The 16,240-nt window shown below is 47.5% G+C and carries 15 protein-coding genes; 13 read left to right on the top strand and 2 right to left on the bottom strand.

The features are described 5' to 3' along the window. The first annotated feature begins 352 nt into the window (after positions 1-352). The 5 genes from ABH897_RS04845 (at position 353) to ABH897_RS04865 (ending at position 5,359) form a co-directional block, all read left to right on the top strand. Positions 353-2,338, top strand: a complete 1,986-nt coding sequence (locus ABH897_RS04845) for a sensor domain-containing diguanylate cyclase (protein WP_404518827.1) — start codon at positions 353-355, stop codon at positions 2,336-2,338. Positions 2,339-2,551: 213 nt separating this feature from the next. Beyond that, positions 2,552-3,403 (top strand): hypothetical protein, encoded by an 852-nt coding sequence (locus ABH897_RS04850; protein ID WP_283652403.1) that lies wholly within the window; start codon positions 2,552-2,554, stop codon positions 3,401-3,403. Between the two features lie 76 nt (positions 3,404-3,479). After that, on the top strand, positions 3,480-4,595 hold the full coding sequence (locus tag ABH897_RS04855; RefSeq protein ID WP_283652402.1) for an aminopeptidase: 1,116 nt from the start codon (positions 3,480-3,482) through the stop codon (positions 4,593-4,595). An 89-nt stretch (positions 4,596-4,684) separates the two neighbouring features. Further along, on the top strand, positions 4,685-4,927 hold the full coding sequence (locus tag ABH897_RS04860; protein WP_044649319.1) for an HPr family phosphocarrier protein: 243 nt from the start codon (positions 4,685-4,687) through the stop codon (positions 4,925-4,927). A 141-nt stretch (positions 4,928-5,068) separates the two neighbouring features. Continuing rightward, positions 5,069-5,359 carry an Fpa/YlaN family protein gene (locus ABH897_RS04865; protein ID WP_014282319.1) on the top strand — a complete coding sequence of 97 codons (291 nt, stop codon included), beginning with the start codon at positions 5,069-5,071 and terminating at the stop codon, positions 5,357-5,359. A gap of 102 nt (positions 5,360-5,461) precedes the next feature. Here the strand turns inward: ABH897_RS04865 and cax are convergent, their stop codons facing one another. After that, positions 5,462-6,532 (bottom strand): calcium/proton exchanger, encoded by a 1,071-nt coding sequence (gene cax / locus ABH897_RS04870; protein ID WP_283652401.1) that lies wholly within the window; start codon positions 6,530-6,532, stop codon positions 5,462-5,464. A gap of 192 nt (positions 6,533-6,724) precedes the next feature. On the opposite strand from cax, the gene ABH897_RS04875 reads away from it, so the two are divergent. Next, complete coding sequence (locus ABH897_RS04875) at positions 6,725-7,090, top strand: Asp23/Gls24 family envelope stress response protein (RefSeq protein ID WP_013310912.1); 366 nt, start codon at positions 6,725-6,727, stop codon at positions 7,088-7,090. 219 nt (positions 7,091-7,309) lie between these two features. Here ABH897_RS04875 and ftsW read toward each other — a convergent pair whose 3' ends face one another. After that, positions 7,310-8,569, bottom strand: a complete 1,260-nt coding sequence (ftsW, locus tag ABH897_RS04880) for a putative lipid II flippase FtsW (protein WP_283652400.1) — start codon at positions 8,567-8,569, stop codon at positions 7,310-7,312. Between the two features lie 265 nt (positions 8,570-8,834). Here ftsW and ABH897_RS04885 point away from each other — a divergent pair, with 265 nt between their 5' ends. The 7 genes from ABH897_RS04885 (at position 8,835) to ABH897_RS04915 (ending at position 16,120) form a co-directional block, all read left to right on the top strand. After that, on the top strand, positions 8,835-10,040 hold the full coding sequence (locus tag ABH897_RS04885; protein WP_283652399.1) for a M20 metallopeptidase family protein: 1,206 nt from the start codon (positions 8,835-8,837) through the stop codon (positions 10,038-10,040). An 89-nt stretch (positions 10,041-10,129) separates the two neighbouring features. Continuing rightward, positions 10,130-10,558, top strand: coding sequence for a CBS domain-containing protein (locus tag ABH897_RS04890; RefSeq protein ID WP_014282315.1), 429 nt, complete (start codon positions 10,130-10,132; stop codon positions 10,556-10,558). 151 nt (positions 10,559-10,709) lie between these two features. Then, positions 10,710-12,533: a DNA repair helicase XPB gene (locus tag ABH897_RS04895; protein WP_404580531.1), complete on the top strand. Its 1,824-nt coding sequence runs from the start codon at positions 10,710-10,712 to the stop codon at positions 12,531-12,533. A gap of 6 nt (positions 12,534-12,539) precedes the next feature. Further along, positions 12,540-14,606, top strand: coding sequence for a helicase-associated domain-containing protein (locus tag ABH897_RS04900; RefSeq protein WP_404591310.1), 2,067 nt, complete (start codon positions 12,540-12,542; stop codon positions 14,604-14,606). A gap of 106 nt (positions 14,607-14,712) precedes the next feature. Further along, on the top strand, positions 14,713-15,153 hold the full coding sequence (locus tag ABH897_RS04905) for a YlbF/YmcA family competence regulator (RefSeq protein ID WP_014282312.1): 441 nt from the start codon (positions 14,713-14,715) through the stop codon (positions 15,151-15,153). Between the two features lie 39 nt (positions 15,154-15,192). After that, positions 15,193-15,453 (top strand): YlbG family protein, encoded by a 261-nt coding sequence (locus ABH897_RS04910; RefSeq protein ID WP_014282311.1) that lies wholly within the window; start codon positions 15,193-15,195, stop codon positions 15,451-15,453. 229 nt (positions 15,454-15,682) lie between these two features. Next, positions 15,683-16,120 carry a hypothetical protein gene (locus tag ABH897_RS04915; protein WP_014282310.1) on the top strand — a complete coding sequence of 146 codons (438 nt, stop codon included), beginning with the start codon at positions 15,683-15,685 and terminating at the stop codon, positions 16,118-16,120. The last annotated feature ends 120 nt before the right edge of the window (positions 16,121-16,240 follow it).

Below are 16,240 nucleotides of genomic sequence, written 5' to 3' on the forward strand. Positions count from 1 at the left end.
TGCGCACTACTGACAGAAAAGTTCAGCCGCTGTCCTGTCAGCAACAAATAAGATGAGGGTGACACAAACTGTTACGCCCAAAATTTAAGATCCGCACAGTAGATAGTTCTGCCGTACAGTCTTTTTCATTAATATATACTATATGTAATAGTGGGTCAATGTCAAGAAGAGAAAAAGAATGAAAACGTCAAAATTTGTCGATAGGGCTTTAGAACTAAAAAAGTGGGACGAATTTCTGGAAAATGGATGCATATTTCTGTAGTTAAGAGTAAAATAGATCATATTATAAGCTATAGTGGTGTATAGCCGCTGTCTTGGTACAGCTAATTTTGCTGTGAAGGAGCGCCTTAATATGTCGGACTTTTCAACAACGGATCAGCAAACGCTTGACGGTAAAACAGCCCAGGCTAGCGATGCCCCGCTGTTTGATGATAAAGGATATACGTCTTTTGCCTGGCTCCAAAACATGGATATGACACCATTTGATTTCCCCTATATTAATCAGCTTCTTGTCCAAGGGTATCGAAACTGGTTGCAGCAGAGCAATGGCATATCGTGGGTTAATGAAGAACATACCGCCGTTTTTAATTTTACAGGTGTTCGGGTTGCAGGTAGGGAAGAGGATGATGACGAGGATTTGGAGCTGGTCGAACGTTGCTGCTTGTCCAGAGAAATGGAAATAAGCCAACGCAAACTTCGGGACGGAAGCCTTGCATTTGTGTACATGGTTCCTGTATTTTGCCGCAATTATAAGGGTGAGACTTTTGCTGCTCTTCGTTTTACACTGCCTGCTCAACATTCTGTTCCTGAGCAGGATGCATTATTGGCGGCAGCTTTGCATTTTAGATCCTGCTTTTATACGAGATTTGAGTATATATTTATGGAAGACATCCTCGGGATGAAGAACCGGAGCGACCGCGAAGGCAGGCGACGCTCTATTTTATTTCAGATTGTAAAGCGGATGCATGACAAGATTGATGTTGAAGGCGTGCTGGACGAGGTATTTGGCAGCATAGCTTACTTGTTTCCTCATGTGGATATCACGTTATATATGAGCCAGGATCGACACAGTCGTAATCCACAGGTCAAACCTTTGTTGTTGCACGAGCGGGACGAGGATGTATGTGTGCGTGCATTTATGAAAGGTCAAATGGCTGTAAATGAGCCTGGAGGCACAGAAGGAGAAATGACCGAAATTGGCATTCCTTTACGTGGCAAGCAAGGAGTATATGGTGTATTCCATATGATTCTTCCATCAGGTGTCGAAAGCATGAAGAAAGTGGATGTGGAGCTGATCGCCATGATGGCAGACACAGCCGGCACCGCATTTGAAAATGCAAAGCTGCTGGAGCAATCCAATGTGCTCATCCATGAGTTGCGCCTCATTAATGAACTCGTTCAGCGCTTGAATCAAAGCCTTAAACTGAATGAAATATTCGAGTTTGCTGTGCAGGAATTATTGAAAATGTTCTTGGCTGACTTTTGCTGTATTGTGCAACTCGATCAGGAGGAAAATTGCTTTAAGGTCACGTCAAGCAACGTAGAAAGTTCGAGGCTGCATAGTTACTCTGATGAGGACGGGTTTGCAGGGCTGATACGCAGAACAGGAGAGCCTCTCATCGTGTCGGATTACAGAAAGGAAGGGAAGATATCCTCCGATTTTATGGATATGACCGACTCCCTTTCTTTGATGGCGGTACCTATGAAGACCAGCGGCACGCCGAGAGGGGCTATTTTATTGTCTAGTAAGCTCCCTCACTTTTTTTCGTACGATAATTACAAAATGCTGCAAATGCTGGCGCCCCATATCGGTTTGGCTGTAACAAATGCCATGCTGCATGCTGAGGTACGGCGTCTGGCCAATATGGACATGTTAACGGGTTTGTATGTACGTCATTATGTGGACAAAGTAATTCAGAGGCATCAGGAGAAAGATTTTTGCGGATCTCTCATTCTGGTGGACATTGATCAGTTCAAACAGGTGAATGATACATACGGGCATCAGATAGGTGACCAAATATTGAAAAGCGTCAGCGATATTGTTCGTTCGGCGACTCGCAGTGTGGATGTATGTGCCAGATGGGGTGGCGAGGAACTGGCGATCTATTTGCCGCAGCTTGGGGTGCAGCAGGCGTTGGAATATGCGGAAAAAATCCGTTATCGCGTAGAACATGAGACCCAGCCACAGGTGACCGTCTCCTGCGGAATTGCCGAATGGAATTGGCTGGATGAGCAGATTAGTATTGAATCTTTATTTTACAGGGCAGATATGGCTCTGTATGAGGCGAAAAATGAAGGGCGCAACCGGATTGTTATTGATCATGTCAGTAATTCATAGAGAATGTTCCTAATGGAATATTCTCTTTTTTTTGCTGTGCATAACCTTTTGTAGACAGGAAACCCTAATCGTAGCTATAAAAATAACAAACTCAGACGTGTGGCGCATAAGCGGCACTAGAATGGATAAGTACAAGTAACGTAGTTTTCCTGAAGTGCGATTCCTTGTTTACTGGGTAGTGGTTATTTCAGGACATGATGGGCGGATGATTGGATGCGTTGGAGAAGAGAATGGGTTATGCTAGTTTGTATATTGCTCGTGATGTGCTCGTTGAGTGGATGTACACTGACAGAACAGCAAAATGCGCCGGAGCAGATTTTTAAAAGAGCAGTTGCAGGAATAGCGGGCAAAGAAATGTTAACGTTCAAAGGACAGGCTGGTGTCATAACCAAAAACGGTTTGCTGATGAACAAACAATTTGCATATCATGGGAAAGTGAGCAATCACGATGAACTGACCATGCATTGGGGTTCTGCGGCGGCTTTTAACAAACAGTCAAGCTATGCTGCATTCGAACAAGGCGTATCCGGGAATGGGGTAACAAAGGAGCGTTTTCTTCGTCTGGATGGAAAATGGATTGCGGTGACGCCTGATCGTATAGCTATGAATGGAGCAGGGATGTTAAATCGTTTTAATCCGATTCAGGAGCTGGAGGAACTGAATGCACTGAATAAGACTGTTCGTATGGAGGCCGGGGCAGCGAGGGGAACCTGGGTAGTGAGGATTGAGCCGGAGCCTGCTTCCGCAAAGCGATGGTTGAAAGAGCGTTTAATGAAAGAAATGAATGCCATAAATCCTCAACTCTTGCAAGCGAAAATGAAGTATGACGGGACGAATCGAGAGCTACAGCAAAAATTGAATCGAATATGGGCGCAGAGTCGCGAGGATATGAGTAGCCAATTAGAACATTCTGATGTGCAGGCTGTGTATCATCTGACGATAGAACGTCAAACAGGTCTGCCCCTGAAGTTGTCGTCGGAATGCCGAATTGCCCGGCAGGAGGCAATCGGAGAGGAGCATGAGGAAGCTCTGATTACCAGAGTTGCTTTTGAGGGCTACAAGTAACAGGGCGGGCATGATACAATGGATTTCGAATTAACCGTTGTTCAAAAAGAATGAAATAGAGAAGGAGAGACAACAAATGAAAGATCCCAGAATACTTAAACTGGCAGAAAATCTGGTAGGTTACTCTGTTGAGGTACAGCCGGGTGAGAACGTGTTAGTTGAAATGATCGGTACAGAACGTGACCTGCTTAACGCCATTATTCATGAGGTGGGCAAAAAAGGCGGCAACGTTTTCGTTCAACTTACTGATCGTAAGGTACAGAGCGCCATGCTTCGCCATGCGACAAAGGAAATGGTGCAAACCTGGGCTGAAATAGACCTTAATCGGATGAAACAAATGCATTGCTACATCGGGATTCGCGCTGGTGAAAATGTCAATGATCTGTCAGACGTGCCGGAAGATAAGATGAAATTGTATAATTCGATTTATCAGCATGCGGTACATAGCGAGCAGCGGGTGAAGCATACGAAATGGGTTGTATTGCGTTACCCGAATGACAGCATGGCGCAGTTAGCGAATACGAGCACAGAGGCGTTCGAGGATTTTTATTTCAATGTGTGCAATCTGGATTACGCGAAAATGGATAAGGCACAGGATGCGTTGGCAGACCTGATGAACCGGACGGACAAGGTGCGGATTAGCGGATCGGGCACGGATCTGAATTTCTCTATTAAGCAAATCGGTGCCATCAAATGCTCCGGTCAATGCAATATCCCGGATGGCGAAGTATATAGCGCACCCGTGCGAGATTCCGTTAACGGAACCATTAGCTATAATGCACAAACGTTGTACAATGGTATCACTTTTGAAAATGTAAAATTCCGCTTTGAGAATGGTAAAATTGTAGAAGCAACGAGTAATGATACAAAGCGGCTGAACGATATTTTGGATTCCGACGAGGGAGCACGCTATATTGGCGAGTTTGCGATTGGGTTCAATCCGTATATTTTGCATCCGATGAAGGATATTCTGTTTGATGAAAAAATTGCAGGCAGCTTGCATTTTACGCCGGGTCAGGCTTATGAAACAGCAGACAACGGCAACCGTTCTTCGATCCATTGGGATTTGGTCTTGATTCAGCGTCCGGAATATGGCGGCGGCGAAATTTATTTTGACGATGTTCTAATCCGCAAAGACGGCATATTTGTACTTCCTGAGCTGGAGCCGTTAAATCCTGAGAATTTAAAATAACGATATCTCTCCTTGCTGAGAAAGCGATTTCAATGTATTATAATGGATGAGTAATGATACATGATAATCCAGTAAAGCGAGGGATCTCTATGTCTAATAATAATGCGGCGGTTGTTGAAATTGCACAGACAGCGAGCAAGTTTACTTCTTCCATCGTCCTTCATTCCGAAAATAAGTATATTGATGTGAAAAGTATACTTGGCTTGTTTACGACATTGGTCAGCAGCCACAGCTATGAGCTGCATGTTCACGGACCTGACGCGGAGGAAGCCAAGAAAGCGATGACTGAAGTGTTCCAGAAGCACGGGCTACACATAACGGTAGCCTCCTGACTATATTCTTGGATCAAAAGCATCCCTACCTGTAACTGTAGGGATGCTTTTTTTGTCAGGTTCTTGTATTAGCCTGCAATTTGGTCTAATATTAACGTTAGGACGTCTTGTGCGACATTGAGACATAGGGGGGAAGAATCCATGACTTCATCTGATTTGCAGGAACAATTGAACATCAGGGCCATTAATCTGCTTCAGGACGATGCAGATAAAATAAAGAAGCTTATTGAAGTACAGATGGAGAATCTGGCAACCCGTTACTGCCCTCTCTATGAGGAAGTGCTGGATACTCAGATGTACGGATTTTCCAAGGAAGTGGATTTTGCGGTTCGCGCCGGCCTTCTTCCGGAAATGGTAGGTAAACAGCTGGTCAGTGAGCTGGAACGCAATCTGGCTATTCTATATGAGGCCATGAACAATAAGGCCAATTAGGAAGACGGTTTTAATTGATGAGAGCATGCGAGTCTGAGAGCATGCTTTTTTTGATGCCTTTACATATGCAATAGGAACGAGTCAACCTACCTTGAAAGGTGTCTACACCAGGAAGAATGATACGCCTAACAGAACATACACAACCAGCAGCATCAATCCCTCATACCAGTTGGTTGAGCCGTCTTGGGTAATAGACTTGGCGATAAATACAGCGACGGCAATGGCAACCAGCTCAATCGTGGTGAAAACGATATTCATCGTATTTCCCATGAAGTAGCTGACAAAAATCAGCACAGGTGCAACGAATAGCGCAATTTGCAGACTACTGCCGACTGCGATTTCGACAGATGCGCCGATTTTGTTTTTCATCGCCAGCAAAATGGCCGCGCTGTGCTCAGCCGCATTACCGATAATGGCAACGAGGAATGCACCCACGAACAATTCGCTGAGTCCGAACTGGGTCGTGAATACCTCCAGTGTTCCTACAAGCCATTCGCTGACAAAGGCGACCATAACGGTAGCGATTACCAGGTAAGTAATAGATTTGTTTCTGGACCACACAGGGGCGTGCTCATGCGGCAGTTCTTCGTCCTGTTGTTCAGTTACGTCAGATAAATAGTCTTTGTGTGTAATCATGGAAAAAATAAGCCACGCAATATAGGCCACAATCAGTGTGCCTGCCACAATGAGACTGAGCGTATCCGACTCACTTTCCGTAATGACATGTGTATTCAGAAATACAGCCGGAACAAACAGGGCAATGACCGCCACAATCATCAGTGAACCGCTTAAGCCAGCCAGTGATACATTAAAATTTTGTACTTTGTATTTCAACCCACCAGCGAACAGGCTTGCTCCAAGCACTAGCAGCAAATTGCCGATGATCGAGCCGGTCAGACTCGCCTTCACCATATCGTAAAGACCTTCTTTTACGAGAAAGATGGCAATGATCAGTTCGGCTGCGTTGCCGAAAGTGGCATTCAAAAATCCGCCCAGACGTTGGCCTGCATAATGTGCTACGCTTTCGGTGGCTCTGCCGAGAAACCCGGCTACGAACACGACAGAGATTGCGCAAATGACGAATTGAGCGATCGCGTTCCAATGTGCGTAATGAGCGACTGCGCTAAGGGCAAAGGTCGCTACCAGCAAGCTGGGAGATAACCATTTTTTCAATGTAGTGCACCTCGATATCAAAGGATATGTACAAGTTTGGTGAATGCTGTCACTTGTATGGATTTTCTAAATTAATATACCCAAATTGATATAGGTTGTAAACGAAAGTTATTTTTCATACGTAAGGTTTGCAATTGCAGTGGCTGAGGCTTTACAATACAAATAAAGGATGGATGAAGGGGGACATAGGTCATGGCAGAGCAAATTCAACAACTGGAAGCAGGAAACATCAAGATTTCCAACGATGTCGTAGGTAAAATTGCGGGGATGGCCGCACTGGAGACGCCCGGCATTGCTGCAATGTCAGGTGGCTTATCTGAAGGCTGGGCCAAAAGGCTGAGTGGTAAAAATGTGCAAAAAGGCGTATCAGTGGAGGTTGGACAGTTGGAAGCTGCCATTGATCTCCGTATTATTGTGCTCTACGAAACACCTATTCATGAGGTGTCCCGAATTCTTCAACAAAATGTGCGGGAAGCTGTCGAAAGCATGACAGGTCTGCGGGTTGTGGAAGTGAACGTAAAAGTAGAGGGTGTCGCTTTCAAGGACGACGCAGTGTAAATAAGACAAGGCGGGTACATCGACGTTTTCCGCCAGTTTTATACATGCAGGGAATTTCCCCGCGAAGATACAAATAAAACACAAAAACTGGCGGTTTCAGGATCGCCAGTTTTTGTTTGCAGATAAGCAGCATCGTATATCGCCAGATTGAACGCATGTATATACATATACAAAAGAACTTCCAAACCACCGTCGCCGGCGATCGGGGAAGTTCTTTTTTTAACGGGAACGGTTGGCTCTACGAGTTTGAAAACGGTTAGGCACTTCGGTCCGAACTGCTACTCCTGTAGTACGTTCCTGTACTGCCTGCTTGGTGTTTTCGCGGGAGATGCTGAGCATGATTCCAATGGAGAACATCGTGACGAGAAGCGATGATCCACCAAAACTGATAAAAGGAAGCGTAACCCCGGTGATCGGAATAGTCTGGGTTACACCGCCGATATTAATGAACGCCTGAATGGCGATCAGGCCCATAATACCTGTACCCACCAACGTCCCAAACGGATCATGGCAACGCAAGGCGATAATCATCCCTCGCCAAATGAAATACAGGTACAGCATCAGAAATATGGCTGTTCCGATGAATCCGAATTCTTCACCAATCACGGAAAAAATAAAGTCATTAAAAGAGTTAGGCAAGTAGTGAAGCTTGATAATGCCCTTACCGAATCCCGACCCATTTATTCCGCCTTCCCCTATAGCTTGCAAGGATTGCACCAGATTATATCCAGTTCCCTGCCTATATTTCTCAGGATTAAGGAAAGCTTGAAAACGTCCGATTTTGTAATCTTGCTTGGCTGTGGCTTGTCCATCTGTTGTTCCAGAATTTCCTCCAAACAACGAGCCTACACCGAAAACGAGGGCAGCGCCCAGTAAGAGCAGACCAATCGAAGCCGTAATATGCTTGACACTGGCTCCCCCGGCATAAATAATCAGGCCACTGGTGGCTACCAGAATGAAGCAAGACCCAAAATCCGGCTGAAGCATAATGAGTCCTGCAACAAAGCCTACAATGACGGTTACGGGTATGTAGCCGGTTCGTAAATCTCTAAAGCGATCCCCTTTTTTGACAATCAGCGCGGATAAGTACAGGATAATGGATATTTTCGCAAGCTCGGTTGGCTGGAAACCAATACTACCAAATCTGAGCCAGCTTTTTGCGCCGTTAAGAGAGCCTGTAAAAAGAACGATGACCAGCAGTAAAACTGTAATGAAAAATAAAGGTACAAACAGCTTTTTATATTTTTCCATCCTAATATTCATAGCTACGAACATGATGAAAAGTCCAAGTATAGCAAACGCAGCTTGACGCTTCACAAAATACAAAGAGTCAAAATTGTAATCTTTATTCAGCAGAGCTACGCTGGAGCTGGCGCTAAATACCATGATTACGCCGAATCCAACCAGCAACAAGGTGAGGATCAGCAATTGGAAATCCGGTGTGCCTCTTCTTCGAGTCTCCGGCTTCGTATTTCTCATATCAGCTTCCCCCGGTATTCGCCGCAAGTTATACCTCGCAGACGTTTATCATTATTATTTTATCGTTTATCCATTTAATCATAGTATTTTTGGAGGGGTTCTGCAACCTCCATACAGCAACGGATATCGCAACAATTCCATATCTGCTACAATAGAATACAAAATTAGGTTTGAGAGCAGTGGCACATACGTTGTGAATCTGCAAGATTTATCGGGAAGCTACCCGGTGTTTTAACCGGTGCCTTAAAAGGAGAGGTGGAGCAATATGACACAACATTCGACAGATAAGAGCTGGTTTGACCAGCTACAGGAACATATGGTGGAGTGGCGCAGATATTTACATAAAAATCCTGAAATCTCTTTTCAGGAAAGCCAAACGGCAGCCTTTGTAGCGGACAAGCTGGAGAGCTGGGGTATTGAGGTCCGCCGTCAAGTAGGGGGGCACGGTGTTGTCGGTACCATTCGTGGTTCCAAGCCCGGGCCTGTTGTGATGCTGCGCGCCGATATGGATGCTCTCCCCATTCAGGATGAAAAAGAATGCAAATATCGTTCCAGCATAGATGGAGTCATGCATGCATGCGGACATGACGGGCATACGTCCGTTTTGCTAGGAACGGCTTACTATTTTAGTCTGCATCGGGATGAGCTGGTAGGAGAAATACGGTTGTTGTTCCAGCCTGCGGAGGAATTGTTGCCCGGCGGTGCGGTCAATGTACTGAAGGATGGTGTGCTGGAAGGTGTGGACGTTATTTACGGCATCCATCTGTGGACACCCTTTCCGGTCGGAACGGCTGCGAGTTGCGCAGGTCCGTTGATGGCGGCGGCGGACGATTTTTATATTGAAATTACGGGCAAGGGTGGTCATGGCGGTATGCCTCAGTCCACCCATGATAGTGTGGTAGCGGGCTCAGCTCTTGTTATGCAACTGCAAAGCATCGTGAGCCGTTCAGTAGACCCTTTGCAACCTGCTGTGTTGACGGTAGGAACGATTCAAGGGGGGGCTGCGCAAAATGTGATCGCGGAAACATGCCGTCTGAGTGGGACGATTCGTACGTTTGATGAGGAAACCCGGATGGTGATGAAGGATCGGCTACATGCGGTTGCGGAGCTTACAGCGGCAACTTACGGAACAACAGCCAATATTCGTTATATTATGGGATACCCGCCTGTTGTAAATGATGCGCACGAAGCTTCGCGTTTCTTTAAGGAAGCAGGACCCGTTTTCGGTGAGGGAAAAGTTCAGGAAGCGTCGAAGCTGATGCCTGCCGAAGATTTTGCTTATTATCTGGAACGTGTGCCTGGCTGCTTCATGTTCGTGGGAGCGGGTAACCCTGCTAAAGGAGCCGTTTATCCGCATCACCACCCTAAGTTTGATTTTGACGAGGACGCGATGATTAAGGCGGTTCGTTTGTTTATTGCGATGTCTACCGGATATGCAGCGGAGCGAAAAGCAGAAAATTCCAGCCGTTGACAGCTAACGGAGCTGAAACGGTATGAGCTGATTCGGTGTATGAGCAGAATGAAATGGGGTACCCTACTCTTGAAAAGGAGGGAGTACCCATGAAAAAGGTTCAGGAAGTTATGACTGAAAAATGTGTAACGGTTACCCCGCAAGACAATATTTATGAAATTGCGCTCAAAATGAAGGACAACGACACCGGTTTTATCCCGGTTGTGGAGAGTGAAGGCAGTGACAAGCTCATCGGTGTGGTAACGGACCGTGACCTTGTCGTTCGCGGTTATGCGGCTAAGCATTCCGGCTCTAGTTCGGTCGACACAGTGATGACAACAGGCATCCGTACCGCTCAAGCCGACATGTCGGTGGATCAAGCAGCCGAGCTGATGGCGGAGCAGCAAATCCGCCGTCTGCCGGTAACGGAAGGGGATCGTTTGATCGGGATTGTTTCGATTGGCGATCTGGCCGTACGTAATATTTTTGCAGACAACGCTGGAGAGGCGCTTAGCCATATTTCAGAGCAGGTTCACTAGGTAAAAAAGCAAGGATAGGCTTGGATGATAAGGAGTTCAACCCATATACGGGTTGGACTTCTTGCTATTCCGGTTGATCTGCGAATAAACGGACAAACTGTTTGTTATATAGATTTTAAGATGATGTGTTATAGATTGACGGGAGGTAATTATGAATCCGGATCACCCTTGTATTGTACAACGCGATTTTACCGTTTTGCTGGAAATCGGCCTGCCCGCTTCGGAGCATGCACGTTCACAGTTGCAGGTCTATGCGGAGCTGGTTAAAAGCCCATCCGCTTTTCATACATATCACATCACTCCCTTGTCCCTGTGGAATGCGGCCGCCCTTGGGTGGAGTGCCGCCGATGTTCAACATAGTCTACAATCCATGTCCCGTTGGGAAATTCCCCGTGAATTGTTAAAGGATATTGAACAGCTCGTCGCCCGTTACGGGACGCTTAGGCTGTCACGGGCGAGAGTGGAAGAAGAGGGCCGTTACAGCATGCATACTGCTGATCTGAACAGTATAGAGCAGGATGCAACTATAGGCATGGAAACGGATAAAACTCATAGCTGTACAGCGGTCGACCGCTTGATACTAACGGCGGACAGCCCGGCTTTACTGGATGAACTGCTGCTCAAGCAGGATCTTCAGCAGCTTGGTTTGCTTCGTGACAGTGAAGTGACCGTGTCGGTTCTGCCAGAAAATCGGGGCCTGCTCAAGCAGGAACTGGCACGACTTGGATTCCCGGTCATGGATACGGCAGGCTATCTTGAGGGGAATCAGCTTCGTTTTTCTCTGGGTCAGGGACAAACGGAGCTGAAGCTTCGTGATTATCAAGTGGAGGCAGCCGATGCGTTTGAAGGGGCAGACGGTCTGGGTGGCAGCGGTGTGCTGGTGCTTCCATGTGGAGCGGGAAAAACCGTAATCGGTATGGCGGTGATGGAGCGGCTTCAGTGCGAGGTGCTTATTTTAACCTCCAATACCACATCTGTTCGGCAATGGATTGAGGAATTGAAGCTAAAGACGGATATTCCTGTTGATTCCATTGGAGAATACAGTGGACAGAAAAAGGAAGTGCGTCCGATTACAGCGGCAACCTACCAGATTTTAACGCATCGCCGTACTAAAGATGGAGGATTTGAGCATATGAAGCTACTTAGCGAGCGCAAATGGGGGTTAATTGTATATGATGAGGTGCATTTGCTGCCTGCGCCGGTATTTCGGGCAACGGCGGATATTCAGGCCACCCGTCGTTTGGGATTGACCGCGACGCTGGTTCGGGAGGACGGGTGTGAGCGGGATGTGTTCTCCTTGATCGGACCGAAACGGTACGACATGCCGTGGAAAGAACTGGAGCGACAGGGCTGGATCGCTCAGGTCGATTGTGTGGAGCTGCGGCTTCCCATGTCGGCTGCACTTCTGGAGCGTAGTATGCGTGCTGAAGGCAGGCAGCAGTATCGGATTGCCGCCGAAAATCCGGCCAAGCTGGAAGCGGTGCGCAGCCTGATGCAACAGCACAAGGGCTTGCCCACGCTTATTATTGGGCAATATTTGGATCAATTGCGTATATTGGCGCAGGAGCTGAGTGTGCCGTTGATAACCGGGTCTATGAGCCAGGCTGAACGGGTGCGGTGGTTCGATGCGTTCCGCAACGGTACAATTCGGACTCTTCTGGTGTCCAAGGTGGCGAACTTTGCTGTGGATTTGCCGGATGCGGCCGTAGCTATTGAGGTATCGGGCAGCTTTGGCTCCCGTCAGGAGGAGGCACAGCGGCTTGGCCGCATTTTGAGACCAAAGTCTGGTGAAAATAAGGCTTATTTTTATGCGCTGGTGACGGAAAACAGTAAGGAGACGGATTTTGCAGCCCGTCGTCAGCTGTTTCTGATTGAGCAGGGCTATGAATATGCGATTCGCAGATTCAGCTCCGGGGAGGTTATCAGTAACCTGAATGATGAGACCGAAGCTGGTGGAAAGAAAAGGGAGGCGTAATCAAGGATGGGCGTAACGGACACGGAAGGCGGCTGGAAGGAGCTTGCATCGGATGAGCTGTTGGTGCTACGTCGATGCTTTATCCGACACGCGGGACAGCCCATGAAGGAAGAAGAGCCATTACGGCTTACCCGGGGAGCATTGAGCGGAGCCGAAACGAAACTGGCACTGCACGGACTGCGCGACCGGGGCTGGCTGGAGGCGGTTACCAAATCGTGGGGCGAACGAATGTTATATATTCCGGTTTATCGGCTGCCAGATCTGTACGAAATGCTGTTGGAGCAAAGCCAAAGTACGATGAAAGCGATGGATACAGACCAACCGCTGACGGTGCATGAAGCAATGACGGGACTGGAAGCGGAGCTGCTACATGTGTTGTCCCGTATTGCAGTGCAGGGAGTACCTTTGACAGCGAAAGGGACCATTCATAAACGGTCGCTGCAAAAGCTAAACGAGCTGACTCCCTTTCATCCGAAAGATTTGACTGGACTTGGGCTACAATATGCGCACGCCGAGCTATATCCGGTGCAAACGGTGGTGATGATGGACTTGCTGCTCAGCTTGGGTCTGCTGCTGAAGGAAGCTGCTTCTTTTCATGTTCAGGAATCCGGGCTGGCAGCGTGGGTTCGCTTGTCCGCTTGGCAAATGCGCAAGCATATTCTTGTCACGCTCATGGAAAGGTACGGCAAGGCCGAAGCGTCTATGCAGCATTTTCGGTATATGCTGTGTGTGGCCTCCACTCATGCGGGACCAGAAGGCTGGATACATATCGGGCCGTTGCTCCAATGGATGACTCAGACGGGACTGATTACGCAGGAGAGTCTGAGTAAAGAGGATCGGAAAAGTAGTAATATTTTGGAATTTGCTGCTATTCATGCAAGCCCCGTAAGAATTGAGGGCAACACAGTCTCTGATTTCAACTTTAACGGACAATACATAGATATGGTTAAGGGATGGCTGACCGCACTGACCGCCTTTGGAATGGGTGATTGGGGGCTGACCGCGTCGGGAGAACTGTGTTTTCGCTGGAACGTACCGGTGCTGGATATGCTTCGTTCCGATGATGAGAAGGATGCGGTTCAGGAGCCAGGTACCTTTTATGTACAGCCGGATTTTGAAATATTGGTGCCACCGGATGTAGCTTATGATGTGCGCTGGAAGCTGGAATGCTTCTGCAAACGTGTGACGGGGGACCGAATGGTGGTATACCGGATCACCCGAGACAGTGTTACAGAGGCGATCGAGTTGGGGATGGAGGCCAAAGCTATTCCTGCTCTTCTGGACAAGTTTAGCCGGACAGGCGTGCCTGACCATGTACGCGTGGCAGTGGAGCAGTGGGCAGGAGATGTGGGACGGATAGCGTTTGCAACGGTAACACTTCTGCGCTGTGGTACCCGAGAGGACGCAGACACTGCTGCACGTCACCCCGGACTGGCTGGATTGCTTGAACGGATTGGTGAAAGGGACTTTATTATTCCGGCACGTTCGGCTGCCAAAATCCGCAGGACACTTGCTACGATTGGGCTAAGTCCGCGCCGGGAGCTGGAGGGGGTGGACGAGCCTGTTCACCGTTATCCGCTGGTTGCGGAAACGGAGGGAATTTGTACGGATAGTTCCAACAGTCTATTTGATGTGGATGATACAGAAACGACGGTTGGCGAAACGTTAACAGACTCAACTCAGGAATGGCCGATGTTTTCTCAAGAGGGAAGGGCAGGTTTGGTTTATACGGGGCGGACGTTGCATTTTTATGAACGGGAGCATACGCTACCTGACCCATCCGATTATTTTCCAGAGAAATTGGCAGTACCCGCGTCATGGACGAAAGAATGGAGAAGCTACCATGCATCCACCGCTCGGCAGCTCATGGAACAGGCGATTCGCTGGCAAGCGGCGGTAGGACTGCGAATCGGTGAAAAAGAGGTCAAATGGATACCGGAAGCGGTGGCTCCCGGTGAGCCGTGGAGTGTGACTGGCTGGTATGCTACCGGAACGGACGGTGAGACGTTGCCCCGCACGACTTTACAGCCGGGGGAATGGTCGGACATGCGCCTGCTGGTTCCTTTTACATAGAAGAGCCAGGATGTGCATGAAACTCCTTCTTCTCAAAAGAAGGATGTGGTATGATAAATGAGTCTACTTTACCAGTAGAACTTTATATAAAGTGAGATGAACATTCATGAGCGTAGCCGAATTGAATACGGTCAATATGGCAGAAGTGCTTATTAACGCCTATGAATTGGGCGATATGGTCAACCGGTCCTTTGAGGTATCGGATTATTTATATTGGAAACAGCGTGTGGAATTGAATCCGTCGATTCAGGCGTGTGTACGCAAGCTGGATGCCAAAAAGGAGCTGTTCGCGGAAACGGAACGCTTTGGGCATTTTCACCCAAACTTTCATGAAGCGAAGGATGCAGTGCAGCTCGTTGAACTGGAACTTGAACAATTTCAGGAGGTTCAGGAGTTCAAACGGGCAGAAAGGGCGTTGGATGATATGCTCCATGCCATGTCCGAAACGATTGCTTATTCTGTGTCCGACACCATTAAAGTGCCGAGCAATGATCCGAATGTGAAAAAGGGTGGCTGCGGTAGCGGAGGCAAGTGCTCCTGCGGATAGGCCATAGGGATGATATCGAATGGAGGGGAGATGAAGCGAATGTTTGCCGAGCGGACAGGGTACATCATTTGGGTAAGCGATATCAAGGCTGCCCGCAATTTGGAGAAATACGGGAATGTCCACTATATTTCGAGGCGTATGCATTATGTTGTCATTTACATGAATGCGGATCGGGCAGAGGATACCGTTAAAAATATTCGCAGGCTTTCCTATGTGCGCAAGGTCGAACGCTCCTTCCGAAATGAGATAAGGACGGAGTATAACGACGATAAGGAAAAATTAAAAGAGTATGAAATATAATTTTTAAAGGTGTTATTTTTCAAGTTTTATTAAAAAGTCGGCCTATGGGCTGGCTTTTTTTTATAAAGTCAGGACTTTTGCATAATAGCCTTAATGCTGATAGACCTAAAATAATCTTTAAAAATTAGCGATAAACTTCAATTTTGTAACTTGTAGTCCCGGGTCTGTTGAGGTAACATATGAATATATTGGTAGATATAAAGACCTATCTGGTGGGGAGAGTGATCCCGTGCGTGACAAGGCAATGCAGCGATGGAGTACATACGAACCGTTCTACGTAGAGATGGGCGACAAGAAGGTCGCCGATATTGTGATTACAAATCATGCGCAAACACGCTACTTAGACCGTATAGAACAGAAACAGTCCGAAACGAATCATATCGCCGCCTGGCTTTGGGAATGCCTGAAGCAAAACAGGATGGAGTCCTATTATCACAATGAAGAGGATGTATATTTAATTGATGGTGACCTGGTCGTCGTGGCCGAGTTTGGTGAGTTGCCTGGCGAAATGGATATTGCGGGTAACCCGCTCCACAAAATGATTGTGATCACCTTTTTGGGAAGGATGTCAGAGACCATTGAACTGCGGGATTTGAAGTCATACTATTCCTGGTTGCGCCATTCGCGGCGTATGACACTGATGAAAAGCACCCGCAAACGGAAATAGACGTTGATTTGGCGGAAGGGATATCGTCTAGTACCTTATCTATTAGAAGTATGCAGGAATCAGCTGCATACTTTTTTTATTTCAGCATTTTGCATCATTCGATTTCCGACGCTTAAAAGT

Source organism: Paenibacillus sp. RC73, from assembly GCF_044908085.1.
GTDB classification, from domain to species: Bacteria; Bacillota; Bacilli; order Paenibacillales; family Paenibacillaceae; genus Paenibacillus; species Paenibacillus terrae_A.